Origin of the sequence: Lentzea sp. JNUCC 0626 (assembly GCF_043632865.1) — a bacterium.
Taxonomy (GTDB): Bacteria; Actinomycetota; Actinomycetes; order Mycobacteriales; family Pseudonocardiaceae; genus Lentzea.
Genome location: NZ_CP171635.1, coordinates 6720831 through 6734119 on the forward strand (window position 1 = coordinate 6720831; position 13289 = coordinate 6734119).

General features: G+C 69.0%; 12 protein-coding genes. 7 read left to right on the top strand and 5 right to left on the bottom strand.

The genetic code is table 11. The features are described from left to right. Positions 1 to 275 precede the first annotated feature (275 nt). Positions 276 to 764, bottom strand: a complete 489-nt coding sequence (locus JNUCC0626_RS30640; RefSeq protein WP_394614206.1) for a hypothetical protein — start codon at positions 762 to 764, stop codon at positions 276 to 278. A gap of 64 nt (positions 765 to 828) precedes the next feature. Between JNUCC0626_RS30640 and JNUCC0626_RS30645 the strand changes: the two genes are divergently transcribed. After that, a complete protein-coding gene (locus tag JNUCC0626_RS30645) occupies positions 829 to 1758 on the top strand; it encodes a threonine ammonia-lyase (RefSeq protein ID WP_394614207.1) in 930 nt (309 codons plus the stop codon). Next, the gene (locus JNUCC0626_RS30650; RefSeq protein ID WP_394614208.1) at positions 1755 to 2663 is read left to right on the top strand and encodes a threonine ammonia-lyase; all 909 of its coding nucleotides are present in this window, start codon (positions 1755 to 1757) and stop codon (positions 2661 to 2663) included. Before JNUCC0626_RS30645 ends, JNUCC0626_RS30650 begins: the two co-directional genes overlap by 4 nt. Here JNUCC0626_RS30650 and JNUCC0626_RS30655 read toward each other — a convergent pair. Both JNUCC0626_RS30655 and JNUCC0626_RS30660 read right to left on the bottom strand, forming a co-directional pair. Beyond that, positions 2637 to 4097, bottom strand: coding sequence for an MFS transporter (locus tag JNUCC0626_RS30655; RefSeq protein WP_394614209.1), 1461 nt, complete (start codon positions 4095 to 4097; stop codon positions 2637 to 2639). The genes JNUCC0626_RS30650 and JNUCC0626_RS30655 overlap by 27 nt on opposite strands. After that, positions 4094 to 4849: a GntR family transcriptional regulator gene (locus tag JNUCC0626_RS30660; protein ID WP_089910302.1), complete on the bottom strand. Its 756-nt coding sequence runs from the start codon at positions 4847 to 4849 to the stop codon at positions 4094 to 4096. The genes JNUCC0626_RS30655 and JNUCC0626_RS30660 overlap by 4 nt, the downstream gene beginning before the upstream one ends. Before the next feature lie 223 nt (positions 4850 to 5072). On the opposite strand from JNUCC0626_RS30660, the gene JNUCC0626_RS30665 reads away from it, so the two are divergent. Genes JNUCC0626_RS30665 through JNUCC0626_RS30685 form a run of 5 tightly spaced genes read left to right on the top strand, consistent with a single transcriptional unit; the run spans position 5073 to position 10636 of the window. After that, positions 5073 to 6347, top strand: a complete 1275-nt coding sequence (locus JNUCC0626_RS30665; protein ID WP_394614210.1) for a sugar ABC transporter substrate-binding protein — start codon at positions 5073 to 5075, stop codon at positions 6345 to 6347. A 10-nt stretch (positions 6348 to 6357) separates the two neighbouring features. Then, on the top strand, positions 6358 to 7356 hold the full coding sequence (locus JNUCC0626_RS30670; RefSeq protein ID WP_394614211.1) for a carbohydrate ABC transporter permease: 999 nt from the start codon (positions 6358 to 6360) through the stop codon (positions 7354 to 7356). After that, a complete protein-coding gene (locus JNUCC0626_RS30675; RefSeq protein ID WP_394614212.1) occupies positions 7356 to 8174 on the top strand; it encodes a carbohydrate ABC transporter permease in 819 nt (272 codons plus the stop codon). Before JNUCC0626_RS30670 ends, JNUCC0626_RS30675 begins: the two co-directional genes overlap by 1 nt. Positions 8175 to 8177: 3 nt before the next feature. Further along, a complete protein-coding gene (locus JNUCC0626_RS30680; protein ID WP_394614213.1) occupies positions 8178 to 9596 on the top strand; it encodes a glycoside hydrolase family 3 protein in 1419 nt (472 codons plus the stop codon). After that, a complete protein-coding gene (locus JNUCC0626_RS30685; protein WP_394614214.1) occupies positions 9593 to 10636 on the top strand; it encodes an SIS domain-containing protein in 1044 nt (347 codons plus the stop codon). Before JNUCC0626_RS30680 ends, JNUCC0626_RS30685 begins: the two co-directional genes overlap by 4 nt. Positions 10637 to 10689: 53 nt before the next feature. On the opposite strand, the gene JNUCC0626_RS30690 is transcribed toward JNUCC0626_RS30685, so the two are convergent. Then, entirely contained in the window at positions 10690 to 11718 is a 1029-nt protein-coding gene (locus JNUCC0626_RS30690) for a serine hydrolase domain-containing protein (RefSeq protein WP_394614215.1), read from the bottom strand. A 213-nt stretch (positions 11719 to 11931) separates the two neighbouring features. After that, entirely contained in the window at positions 11932 to 13137 is a 1206-nt protein-coding gene (gene nagA / locus JNUCC0626_RS30695) for an N-acetylglucosamine-6-phosphate deacetylase (RefSeq protein ID WP_394614216.1), read from the bottom strand. Between the last annotated feature and the right edge of the window lie 152 nt (positions 13138 to 13289).

Sequence of the window (13289 nt, forward strand, 5' to 3'; positions counted from 1 at the left end):
GTGGGGCGGCGGCAGGGGTCGCCCCACCCCTCCCATCCCTATTTGCCTCTCGGCTTTCCAGCAGGCGCCGGGCTCAAGCGGACGTGCCACGAGCCTCATTGCGCCTCCTCCCGGTCTCTTTCGGACCGAATCCTTACGCCCGTTCGAGTGAAGTTGCGGGACTGTCGGCTATGACGCCCCGCCTCGAACGTGAACGAAGTGTGTCACAGCTCACGACAGATCAACTGCGGTGCGTAGCAATTGACAGTTAACTGTCGCTCAACGTAGTGACGTGATCACCGAATGGGGTCGCTGCTCGGCGGCGCTGTCGAGCTGTCGGGAATCTGTTGGGATCCTGTCGTCGACGAGGGTGGTCCGGTCGGCGTCGTGCTCTCGGTCGGCGGCTGAACGGACGTGGTCGGACTAGGCGAAACGGTGATCGTCTCGGTCTTCGTGGTCTCGGTGTGCGTCTCGGTATGAGTGCTTGTGGACGGTTTGCCCGGATCTGCCGTGACGGGTTTGCCGGTGACGAGCTGAACGCTCGTGGCTGTGAGCACGGTCACCACAAATACGAGCACCGCGCCGACGGCGATGACCTGCCAGCGCTTCTCGCGTTCCATCGACCGTTGGTAGAACACGGCACCCAACGTGGTCACCAGGCTCGCGAGGATCGCGCCGATGACGGTGCCGACGAGGTTCAGGCGAAGGCTCAGCACAGCCGCCGTGGCGGCGGCGAGCACACTCGCGACGAGCTTGACGGGGGTGATCTTCTCCTTCTCAGACATGACACACGTAGGACGTTGGGCACAGTTCACCGGTTGTGGCCCGGTGACGTGCATCATCAACGCCATGCGCCTGGTGACTCTCGAAGACGTCCACGCGGCCGCCGCCGCGATCGCCCCGCATGTCGTCCACACCCCGTTGCTGTCGTTCGACTCCGGCCTGTGGATCAAGCCCGAATCGCTCCAGCCGATCGGTGCCTTCAAGCAGCGCGGCGCGGTGAACGCGTTGTCCCGCATACCTTCCGAGGATCGCGCGCGCGGTGTCGTGGCGTACTCGAGCGGTAACCACGCGCAAGCGGTGGCCTACGCCGCCAAGACCCTCGGCATGCCGGCCGCGATCGTCGTGCCGGAGAACACGCCGCAGCTCAAGATCGACGCGACGCGCGCGCACGGCGCCGAGGTGTTCGTCGTCGGCATCACCGAACGCGAGTCGCGCGCCTACGAACTCGTCGAGGAGCGCAAGGCCACGCTGATCCCGCCGTTCGACCACCCGGACGTGATCGCGGGCCAGGGCACGGTCGGCCTGGAGATCTGCGCGGATCTGCCCGACGTGGCAACGGTTCTGGTGCCGGTCAGCGGCGGCGGCCTGATCTCCGGCGTCGCGGTGGCCGTGAAGGCGTTGCGCCCCAACGTCCGCGTCATCGGCGTCGAGCCCGAACTGGCCGGGGACACCGCCGCGTCGTTCGCCGCCGGCAAGCAGGTGCACTGGGACGCGCACGATCGCGCCCGGACCGTCGCGGACGGACTGCGCGCCGAACCGTCCGAACTGACCTGGGCGCACATCCAGGAGCACGTGGACGACGTGATCACGGTGTCGGAGGACGAGATCCGCGACGCCGTGAAGCAGATCGCCCGCCGCACGCGGGTCGTGTCCGAGACGAGCGGTGCCGTCGCCGTGGCCGCGTACCTGAACCGCTCGCTGCCCGCCGGTCCTGCCGTCGCCGTCGTTTCCGGCGGCAACATCGAGCCGACGCAGCTCGCGTCGATCCTCGGATGATCACGCTCTCACAGGTTCGTTCGGCAGCGGCGGTGATCGCACCTCACGTGGTGCGCACGCCGTTGCTGTCTTACGGCGAGGGCTGGCTCAAGCCGGAAAATCTTCAGCCGATCGGCGCGTTCAAGCTGCGCGGCGCGCTGAACGCCTTGGCGTGCTTGGAGAACCGCGCGAACGGCGTCGTCGCGTACTCCAGCGGCAACCACGCGCAGGCCGTGGCGTTCGCGGCCAGGCTGCACGGCGTCCCGGCCGCGATCGTGATGCCGGACAACACCCCGGCCGTGAAGATCGAGGCCACAAAAGCCCTGGGTGCCGAGGTCTTCATCGTCGGCATCACCGAACGCGTCGAACGCGCCGAGGCCTTGGTCGCCGAACGCGGCGCGGCGCTGATCCCACCGTTCGACCACCCGGACGTCATCGCGGGCCAGGGCACCATCGGCCTGGAGATCCTGGCCGACCAGCCGGACGTGTCCCAGGTCGTCGTGCCGATGTCGGGCGGCGGGCTGATCTCCGGCGTGGCCACGGTGATCAAGGCGCTGCGCCCGGACGTCCGCGTGCTCGGCGCCGAACCCGAACTGGCCGCGGACATCGCGGAATCGCTCAAAACGGGCGAACTGGTGCGCTGGGACCCGCTGAAACGGGCTCAGACGGCCGCTGACGCGTTGCGGGACGAGCCCTCGGCACTCACCTGGGAACACATCCGCGCACACGTGGACGACGTGATCACGGTGTCGGAGGACGAGATCCTGACGGCGGTGGCCGACCTGGCCCGCCGGGCACGGCTGATCGCCGAGCCGAGCGGTGCCGTCGCGGTGGCCGCGCTCGAGAAGATCGGCGGGGCCGGGGTGGCCGTCGTGTCGGGCGGGAACGTGGACCCGGCCCTACTGGTGAGCCTTCTCCCCGCCTGAGCGGATGTGCGTGGGCGGTCCCTCCACCCCGCAGTGCAGGCACTCCCCCGGATGCGGCGCTTCCTGCTGCTCCGGGGCCGCCGACAGCACGCCGTTGTCCACCCCGATCGCCAGCAGACCGCCGATGATCGCGGCGACCGCGCACAGCACGAGCGCCATCTCCCACCCGGCCGTCATGACCGCGGGGTTCGCGTAGTCCTCGCCCATCAACCCGACGGCCGCGGGCAGCACGGCCATCGCCAGCAGGCTGCCGGTGCGCGCCACCGCGTTGTTCACGCCGGACGCGACCCCCGCGTGGTGATCAGGCGCGGACGCCAGCACCGTGGCCGTCACCGGAGCCACCACGATCGCGAGCCCGATGCCGAACACCAGCACGCCCGGCAGCACGCCGAACACGTACGAGGCGCCCGGCGTGGCGTTGCGGAGCAGCAGCATGCCGACGCCGACCAGGATCGGGCCGACGATCAGCTGCAACCGGGGCCCGTAGCGCTGGGCGATCTTGCCGGACGTCGAGGACGCCAGCAGCATGATGATCGTGATCGGCACGCTGGCGAGCCCGGAGGCCGTCGGCGAATATCCGAGGGAGATCTGGAGCTGCAACACCAGCAGCACCATCACACCGCCCAGAGCCGCGTAGACCAGGAACGTCAGCACGTTCGACACGAGGAACGTCCGGTTGCGGAAGAGCTCGGGTGGCACCAGCGGGTCGGCCGACCGCTTCTGCACGACCCCGAACGCCACCATCGCGGCCACGCCGAGGATCGCGAGCACGTACGACTGCTCGACCAGTCCACCGGTCAGCAGCGCCAGTCCCACGGCCCCGACCAGCGCGGACAGGTAGTTCGGGTGCCCGGCCGACTCGTCCTTCGACTCCGGCACGTACTTCAGCGCCAGGTACACGCACAAAGCCGCGACCGGCAGGTTGACCAGGAAGGCCAACCGCCACGACCAGGCCTGCACGAGCAGCCCGCCGACCAGCGGCCCGACCGCCGTCGCGACGCCCGAAAGCCCCGACCAGGCGCCGATGGCCCGCGAACGATCTTCCCTGTTGAAGGCCGACTGCAGGATCGCCAACGCTCCGGGCGTCAGCAACGCCGCGCCCACGCCCTGCAACACGCGGGCGGCGACCAGCACCGGGACGTTCCAGGCGGCACCGCACAGCAACGAGGCCACGCCGAACCAGATCACGCCGATCACGTACACCCGGCGCCGCCCGAACCGGTCGCCCAGCGAGCCGGCGATCAGGATCAGCGAGGCCAGGGCCAGCAGGTATCCGTTCAGGATCCACTGCAGATCGGTGACCGACGCGGAGAACTCCGCGCCGATCCGGGGCAGCGCCACGTTGACGATCGTCCCGTCGAGCATCGCCATGCCCGAGCCGAGGATCGTCGTGGCCAGCACCCAGCGGGCGCGCGGCGTGCCCCAGGCGATCAAGACGGCCTGTTCAGCGTGGCGACGAACTTGTACCGGTCACCGCGGTACACCGAACGCACCCACTCGATCGGGTTGCCGTCGGTGTCGTACGAGTGCCGCGACAGCAGCAGCATCGGCAGGCCGATGTCGGCGCCGAGCAGCTCTGCCTCTTCGGGCGAGGCCAGCGCGGTCTCGATCGTCTCCTCGGCGTGTCCCATCTCGACACCGAACCGCTCCGAGAGCACCTGGTACAGCGACGCTCCGGGCGCCAGGTACCGGCGCAGCCCGCGGAAGCGGCCGAGTGCCAGGTGGGTCGTCTCGATGGCCATCGGCTCGTTGTCGGCGAGGCGCAGGCGGTGCAGACGCAGCACCTTCGCACCGGGACGCACGCCGAGGAGCCGGGCGAGCTCGGCCTCCGCGGGCATCTCGGAAGCCTCGATCAGCTTCGACGACGGCACGCGGCCCTGGGCGCGCATGTCCTCTGTGTACGAAGACAGCTGCAACCTCTGGGCGACTTTCGGTTCCGCCGCAAAGGTGCCCTTGCCCTGCACTCGGAGCAGGCGCCCTTCGACCGTCAGCTCGGCAAGCGCCTGGCGAACGGTCGTCCTGGAGACGTCGAACTCCGCCGCGAGCGACCGTTCCGTGGGGATCGGTGAACCCGGCGGCAGCGCCCTCAACAGGTCGAGCAGGTGCCGCTTGAGACCCCAGTACTTCGGTTCGCGTTGCGCACGCGTCCTGGCGTCCACGCCTGATGCAGGCGTCGTCTCCAGCATGGCCTCCTCCTCGCACTCCATGTCACGCATCACAAGGATGCCTTGTCCGTGCCGATTCGTGCGTCCGAACCCCCGACATGAGCCGCGAAATTCGTCCGATGACTTCGCAACGTCTTGGTCACGCGCTTGACAGACGCGGTGACGCAGCACACGCTGTTCCGCATTGGTCTACACCACTTGGACCGCCCGGCCGAGAGCCGGGCATGGTGAAAGGGCGCGAACTGTGAAGGGCTGGAGAGGACTCGCTGTCGGTGCCGCCGCGCTGGCAGTGGCCGTGTCAGGTTGTGGCACGAGCACGAACAGCGGTAGCACCACGGAGACCAAAGAGATCACCGTGTGGCTCATGGACGGCTCCGCGCCGACGACCCTGACCGACGCCTTGAACAAGGAGTTCGAGTCGGCGAACGGCATCAAGGTCAAGTACGAGGTCCAGAAGTGGACCGGCATCCAGGAGAAGCTGACCACCGCGCTGGCGAGCAGCACGCCGCCGGACGTCATCGAGCTCGGCAACACCCAGACCGCGAGCTTCGCCGACCAGGGCACCCTCGCCGACCTGACCGCGGACGCGGGCCAGTTCAACGGTGGCGAGTGGCTGGGCGGCCTCAAGGACTCGCTGACGCTGAACGGCAAGCAGTACGGCGTGCCGTTCTACGCCGCGAACCGCACCGTGATCTACCGCACCGACCTGCTCAAGGCCGCCGGCGTGGAGAAGGCTCCGACGTCGCGTGCCGAGTGGCTCGACGCGATCAACAAGCTCAAGGCCGCGAACGCGTCCAACCCGGACTTCCAGGCCCTGTACCTGCCGGGTCAGTCCTGGTACTTCCTGCTGTCCCTGATCTGGGACGAGGGCGGCGACATCGCCAAGCAGGACGGCGGCAAGTGGACCGGCACGCTGGACACCCCGCAGGCGAAGGCCGGTTTCCAGGCGTACAAGGAGCTCTACGACGCGTCGGCCACCAAGAAGGTCCCGGCTGACATCGACGAGGCGAAGCCCCAGCAGATGGAGGTCTTCGGCACGGGCAACGTCGGCATGATGGTCGGCCTCCCGTGGGAGCTCGGCGGCGCCGTGAAGGCGAAGCCGGACCTGGCCGACAAGACCTCGGCGTTCCCGATCCCGTCCAAGAAGGCCGGTTCGGCCGCGCCGGTGTTCCTCGGCGGCTCGAACCTCGCCATCCCGGCGTCCAGCAAGAACGCCGACGCCGCGAAGAAGTACCTCGCGCTGCTGTCGTCCAAGAACTACCAGGACCAGCTCGCCACGGGCGGCGCTGTCCCCGGTACCTCGAAGGACACCTCGAAGCTCGCCAGCAACGCGATCGGCAAGGCCATGGCGGACTCGTCCCCCAACGGCAAGGTCACCCCGGTGACGCCGAAGTGGGCGGCCGTCGAGGCGGGCCAGAACCCGCTGAAGGACGCGCTCACCGCGTACCTGACCGGCGCGAAGACGCTGGACCAGGCGACGAAGGACGCGAGCGACGCCATCACCAAGGCGATGGCCTAGCCACGCTGAGATGACGGCCGTCAACACGACCGAAGCGGCAGCGCCGGCGGGGAACATCCCCCCGGCGCTGCCGCCTGCCACGACCCGGGGGGCGCCCAAGCGGCGCCGCCGGGGCAGTGCCTTCGACCGGGCACTGCCCTACCTGCTGCTCGCACCCGCCCTGATCGCAATCCTCTGGCTGATCGGCTGGCCGGTCGTCTCCGTCTTCGTGACGAGCTTCCGTCAGCTGAACCTCGGCGAGCTGGTGCGCGGCGAGGTCGTGTGGACGGGCCTCGGCAACTACGCCGCCGTCCTGCAGGACGAGCGGTTCTGGACCGCCTCGCTGCGGACCGTCGTGTTCACCGTCGCCGTCGTCGGCGCCTCGGTGGGCATGGGTCTCGGCATCGCGTTGCTGATGCGCGTGCTCACGCCGTGGGTGCGGATCGCGTTGCAGATCGCGATGCTCTGCGCGTGGGCCATGCCGATCCTGGCGTCCACCACGGTCTACCAGTGGATGTTCGACCAGAACTACGGCATCTTGAACAAGACGCTGGTGCAGCTGGGTTTCGACTCCTACGCCGGCTACTCGTGGTTCTCCTCGGGCACGTCGACGCTGTCCGTCGTCGGTCTGCTGATCATCTGGCAGGCGATCCCCTTCCTCGCCTTCTCGCTCTACGCCGGGCTCGTCGGCATTCCGCGCGACCTCTACGAGGCGGCGGGCATCGACGGCGCCTCGCCGTGGCAGACGTTCCGCGCGGTCACGTGGCCGGAGATCCGGTCGCTGCTGATGATGGTGACGTTCCTGTCGACCCTGTGGGACTTCAAGGTCTTCGCCCAGATCTGGGTGTTCCGCGAGGGCGGTCCCAGCGGTGAGTCCACGACGCTGCCGGTGTTGCAGTACCTGGAAGGCATCGCGAAGAGCCACTTCGGCGTCGCGGCCGCGATCTCCGTGCTGATGATGCTGATCCTCGGCCTGATCACGTTCCAGTACCTGCGCAAGCTGCTGCAGACCGAGGAGGGCAAGCTCTGATGCTCAAGAAGTCTGCTGCGAACATCACGGGCATCTTGCTCGCGTTGTTCTTCATCTTCCCGACGTACTGGATGATCACGTCGGCGCTGAAGCCCAAGGGCACGACGATCACGTCGGACTACGACCTGATCCCGTTCTCGGTGACGCTTACGAACTTCGTGACGGCGTGGACCAAGCCGGGCTTCCTGTCGTCGCTCGGCAACAGCCTCCTCGTGACGCTCACCGCCGTGCTCGCCGCGGTGGTCATCGGCATCACGGCGGCGGTCGCCATGTCGCGCTTCGCGTTCCGCGGCCGCAAGAGCTTCGTGCTGCTGATGCTGATCGCGCAGATGGCGCCGTTCGAGGCGTTGCTGATCCCGATGTTCCTGATGATGCGGGACCTCCAGCTCTACGAACACCTCTCGTCGCTGATCCTCGTGTACTTCGCGGTGACGCTGCCGTTCTGCGCGTGGACGTTGCGCGGGTTCGTCAACGGCATCCCGGCCGAACTCGAAGAGGCCGCGATGGTCGACGGCTGCGGGCGGTGGAAGGCGTTCCAGAAGGTGACGCTGCCGCTGCTGGGCCCCGGTCTCGTGGCCACGTCGGTGTTCGCGTTCATCACGGCGTGGAACGAGTTCCTCTTCGCCAAGGTGCTGATCCGCAGCCAGGACAGCGAGACGCTGCCCGTGTGGCTGTCGGGGTTCCAGACCGCGTTCGGCACCGACTGGGGTGGCGCGATGGCCGCGTCCGTCCTGTTCACCGTGCCCGCGCTGGTGTTCTTCCTCATCGTGCAACGCAAGATGGTCGCCGGCGTCACCGCTGGTGCTGTGAAGGGATGACGCGTGGATCAGTTGGCCGCAGCCGTTCTGCTTCCCGGCTTCACCGGAACGACCGCCCCCGACTGGTTGTTGCGGCGCGTCGCTGACGGGTTGGGCGGCGTTGTGCTCTTCGGGCGCAACGTCGTCGACGACGCCCAGGTGACGGCGCTGTGCACCGAACTCCGCGCGGTGCGCCCGGACGTGGTGATCGGCATCGACGAGGAGGGCGGCGACGTCACGCGTCTCGACGCGGGTCGCGGCTCCGAGGTGCCGGGCAACCACGCGCTGGGCGCGGTGGACGACCTGGACCTCACCCGCACGGTGGCCGCGTCGATCGGTGGCCGCCTGGCGAAGTGCGGCATCTCGTTGAACCTCGCGCCGTCCGCCGACCTCGTGCTGACGCTGGACGACCCGATCATCGGCGTCCGCGCGTTCGGTTCGGACCCGGTGCTGGCGGCTCGCCACGTCGCCGCGTGGGTCGAGGGTCTGCAGGCCGTGGGCGTTGCCGCCTGCGCCAAGCACTTCCCCGGCCACGGAGCGTCCACTGAGGACTCCCACGAGCAGCTGCCGGTGCTCCCCCGCACCGAGGAACAGCTGCGCGCCGTGGAGCTCGTGCCGTTCCAGGCGGCCGTGCACGCGGGCGTCCGCTCGATCATGACCGGCCACCTGGTCGTCCCCGAGTGGGGCCCCGCGCCGGTGACGCTGAACAAGCACGCGATCGACCTGCTCCGCACCGAACTGGGCTTCACCGGCGCGGTGATCACCGACGGCCTGGACATGAAGGCGGTCGGCGGCGACCTCGCCCAGGGCGCCGTGCGCGCGTTGGCGGCAGGCGTCGACGCGATGTGCCTCGGCGGCATGTCGCTGGACGACAACGACATCCAGTGGCTGATCGACTCGATCGTCGCGGCCGTGAAGTCCGGCGAACTCGCCGAGGAACGCCTGACCCAGGCAGCCGCCCGCTCGCTGGCCCTCGGCCTTCCGCCGTCCACAGTGGACTCCCACGACGCGCAGATCGGCCTCACCGCCGCCCGCCGCGCCCTGGAGGTCCGCGGCAGGGTCGACGTCGGCTCCGCCCCGGTGGTCGTGGACCTCGTGGTCGACCCGTCCATCGCCGTGGGCGACGTCCCGTGGGGCCTCGGCCCGTACCTGCGCGAGGTCCTCCCCGACACCGAGGTGATCGCGGCCCGCGACATCTCGGCCGACGAAGTGGCGGCTTCGGCGGGTACCCGCACAATCGTGGTCGTGACCAGAGACGCTCACCGCCACACGAGCGCTCGACAACTGGTAACAAACTTAACTAATCTGGGCCTGGACGTGGTGCACGTGGAAACCGGCGTGCCGGGTCCGGACCTGGGCAGCGTCGCCCGCATCGACACCCACGGCGGTTCTCGGGTGAGCCTCCGAGCCGCGGCCGAGCTGATCCTGAAAGGCACCACATGACCACGCCCCAGCCAGGCCGGCACATGGCAGCGGAGATCGCGGCCCAGCCGGAGATCTTCTCGTCGCTCTACGCGGCTCGGTCCGCGATCGCCGAGGTGGCGGCCGTGATCCGCGAACGCGCCCCGCGCTTCGTGCTGTTCGCGGCCCGCGGCTCCAGCGACCACGCCGCCATCTACGCCAAGTACCTGACCGAGATCCTGCTCCAGCTCCCGGCAGGCCTGGTCTCCGCCTCGACGACCACGCTGTACGGCGCCGAGCCGGACCTGCGCGACGTCCTGCTGGTCACCGTCTCCCAGTCGGGCGGCTCCCCGGACCTGCTGGAGGTCACCGCCTCCTACCGTCGCCGGGGCGCCCTCACCGTCGCGGTCACCAACACGGCCTCCTCGCCGTTGAACGCGGCGGCGGAACTCTCGGTGGACGTCTCCGCGGGCGTCGAACACGCCGTGGCCGCCACCAAGACCTACTCGGCCACCCTGCTCGCCCTGTACCTGCTGATCGACGCGATCCGCGGCGGCAACGGCGAGGCGGCCGCCTCGCTCGGCGAGCTGGCCCAGGTCACCCTGGACGCCTCGGCGCCGACCGTCGACGAGGCCGTCCGCCGCTACCGCTTCGTGGACCGCGTGCTGACGACCGGGCGTGGCTACTCCTACGCCACGGCGTTGGAAGCGTCGTTGAAGCTCGCCGAGACCTCGTACCTGGCGGCCCGCGCGTACAGCGGCGCCGACCTGCTGCACGGCCCGGTGGCCGCGGTGGACGGCGAGACGGCGGTCCTGGCCGTCACGTCGCTGGGCAAGGGCGGCGACTCGCTGCGCGACGCCCTCGACGTGGTGCACCAGCGCGGCGCGGACGTCGTGGCCGTCGGCTCGGCCTCGGAGAAGGTGGGCGCGACGCTGTCGATCCCGATCCCCGAGACCGCCGAGGAAGTCGCACCCGTCCTGGAGATCCTCCCGGTGCAGCGCCTGGCTTACGGCCTGGCCCTGGCCCGCGGCGGCGACCCGGACAGCCCGCGTGGCCTGAACAAGGTCACCCGGACCCTCTGAGCCGCACCACCGAGAAGCCCCGCCCAGTCCCCCTGGGCGGGGCTCTTTTACTTTCAGCAGAACGTTTCGTCGACGAGCTTCTTCGTCATCTCCTGGAACGCCGGGGCGAGCGACAGGCCGGCGTCGTCGACGTAGTTCAGCGCGGCGGTCAGCACCTTGCCGCCGTCGGCCGTCGCGTACATCAACGCGGCGTGGCCCATCGCGCCGCCGTTGTGCGAGATCACCTTGCCGCCGGCCGTGTCCTGGACGAACACGCCCAGGCCGTAGCCGACCTTCGGGTGCGGGTCGAACATCTCGGCGAGCAGCGGGGCCGGTAGCAGCTCACCCCGCACCAGCGCGCCGATGAACGTGGCGAGGTCCGCGGTCGTCGAGATCATGTCGCCACCACTCGAGATCCACGACGGGTCGAGGCGGGTGAGGTCGATCGTCTCGTCCTCGTGCCGGTAGTAGGCGTGGGCGTGCGGTTCGGCGATCTCCGGCCCGGTCGGCACCGAGGTGTCGTTCAGACCGAGCGGGGCGAGCACGAGTTGGTGCATCGCCTCGGCGAACGGGATGCCGGCGACCTTCTCGACGAGGAGCCTGGCGATCACGTAGTTGGTGTTGGAGTAGCTCCAATCCGCACCCGGTTCGAACCGCACGGGCTTGGCCAGCGCGAACCGCACCAGGTCCTCCGGGCGGTGTGCCTGGAACCGGTGGTCCAGCCATTCCCTTCCCTGCCAGGGGATTCCGGGCGCGAACGTGCCGTCCTCGTAGTACTCGCCGGTGTGGTTGAAGATCCCGCTGGTGTGCTGGAGCAGCATCCGGACCGTGATCCGGTTGTCGACGCCGAACTCGGGCAGGTGCGCGTCCACCGCGTCGTCCAGCCCGATCCGGCCGTCCGCCACGAGCCGGAGGACCGCCGCCGCGACGAACGTCTTGGTGTTGCTGCCGATCCGGACGTACCCGTTCGGCGGTGGCTGCGCGCTTCCGGCCAGTTCGCTCGACCCGGCACACGTGACCTGGTCGCCGTGTTCGTCACGCACTCGGATCGTCACACCGAGGAGACCGGCGTCGACCATGTCCTGCGCAAGTTCGTTTCTCATGAGCGAAACGCTACGTCGAGTTTCCTGATTGCAACAACGGCCCCGTTGCCTCGAAGTCGAGTATCAGCAGCTTAAAGACTCAAGATCGTTGCACCGAGAGTGCGCTCAACGCAACGATCCCGTTGCAATGAGAATGCACTGAACGCTGCGCACGACAAAGGGCGCTCCCCTCCCCGTGCGACGGGGGACGGAAGCGCCCTCTGAGCGTTACTGCTACTGGCCCGCGGTCGCGTATCCGGCCGCGACCGGTGCGGCCACCACCGGAGACTCGGCGTCGAACACGACCTGACCGTCGACCCAGACCTTCTTGGGCCGCAGGTCGTCGTCCCACCACACCAGGTCCGCGACGGCACCCGGCGCGAGGCGACCGAGACCGGACTCGCCGATGACCTCGGCGGGCACGATCGTGGCCGAAGCCAGCGCGTCGGCGACCGGCACGCCCACGGACACGATGTTCCGCACGGCGCGGTCCAGCGTGAGCGCGGAACCGGCGATCGTGCCCTCCGGCGACCGCGGCACGCCGTCCTCGGTGAGCAGCACGTCCGCCCCACCGAGGTGGTAGCGGCCGGGCGGCATCCCCGCGGCGGCGACGGCGTCCGTGACCAGTGCGACTCGTGCTCCGGCGGCGTTGAACACGAGGCGGCACACGTCCGGGCCCACGTGGGCGAGGTCCGCGATGAGGCCGAGCGTGAAGCGCTCGTCGACCAGGGCGACGCCGGGCACGCCGGGTTCGCGGTGGCCGAGCGGCCGCTGGGCGTTGAACAGGTGCGTCACCATGCGGGCACCCGCATCGGCGGCGGCGCGGGTCTGCTCACCCGTGGCGTCGGAGTGGCCCACCGCGACGAGCACGCCGGCCTCGACGAGACGGCGGACCGCCTCCAGACCACCGGGCTGTTCGGGAGCCATGGTCACCATCCGCAGCGCACGGCGGATGAGTTCGTCGTCCAGCAACGCCGAGATCTGGTCAGGACCAGGCTCGACCATGAACGACGGGTCGTGCACCCCTGCCCGCTTCGGCGACAGGAAGGGGCCTTCGAGATGTACGCCCAACGGCCGGGCTCCCACGCCGTAGGGCAGAGCGGCGGAAGCGGCCAGGACCGCCCGCGCCTGCCTGAGCACCACGTCAACCGGTGCGGTGATCAGCGTGGGCAGGAACCGGGTTACTCCGGTGGACGGCAAAGCCTCGGCCACGGAACGCATTCCGGCGGCGTCCACCTCGGCGAAGTCGACGCCCACGGCGCCGTTCACCTGCACGTCGACCAGGCCCGGTGTCAGCAGGCCGTCGGACAGGACCTCCGCGCCGGGTGGTGCTTCACCGGTGGTCACCTCGACGATGCGGCCGTCCCTGATCCGCACCGAGGCAGGACCGACGATCGTGCGACCGAGCAAAGCGCGCGGTGCTGCGACAACGGCGTCCAAGATCCCTCCTTGAATGGTCCAGACCATTATGGCGACAACAGAGGTCCACGTCACGTGTCGTTAAGAGATAACCATCTTACATGTGACTTTGTTAATCAGTGCCGGAAATGCCGGGATGCGCCGAAGATGACCATCTGTGGCGCATACTGGTC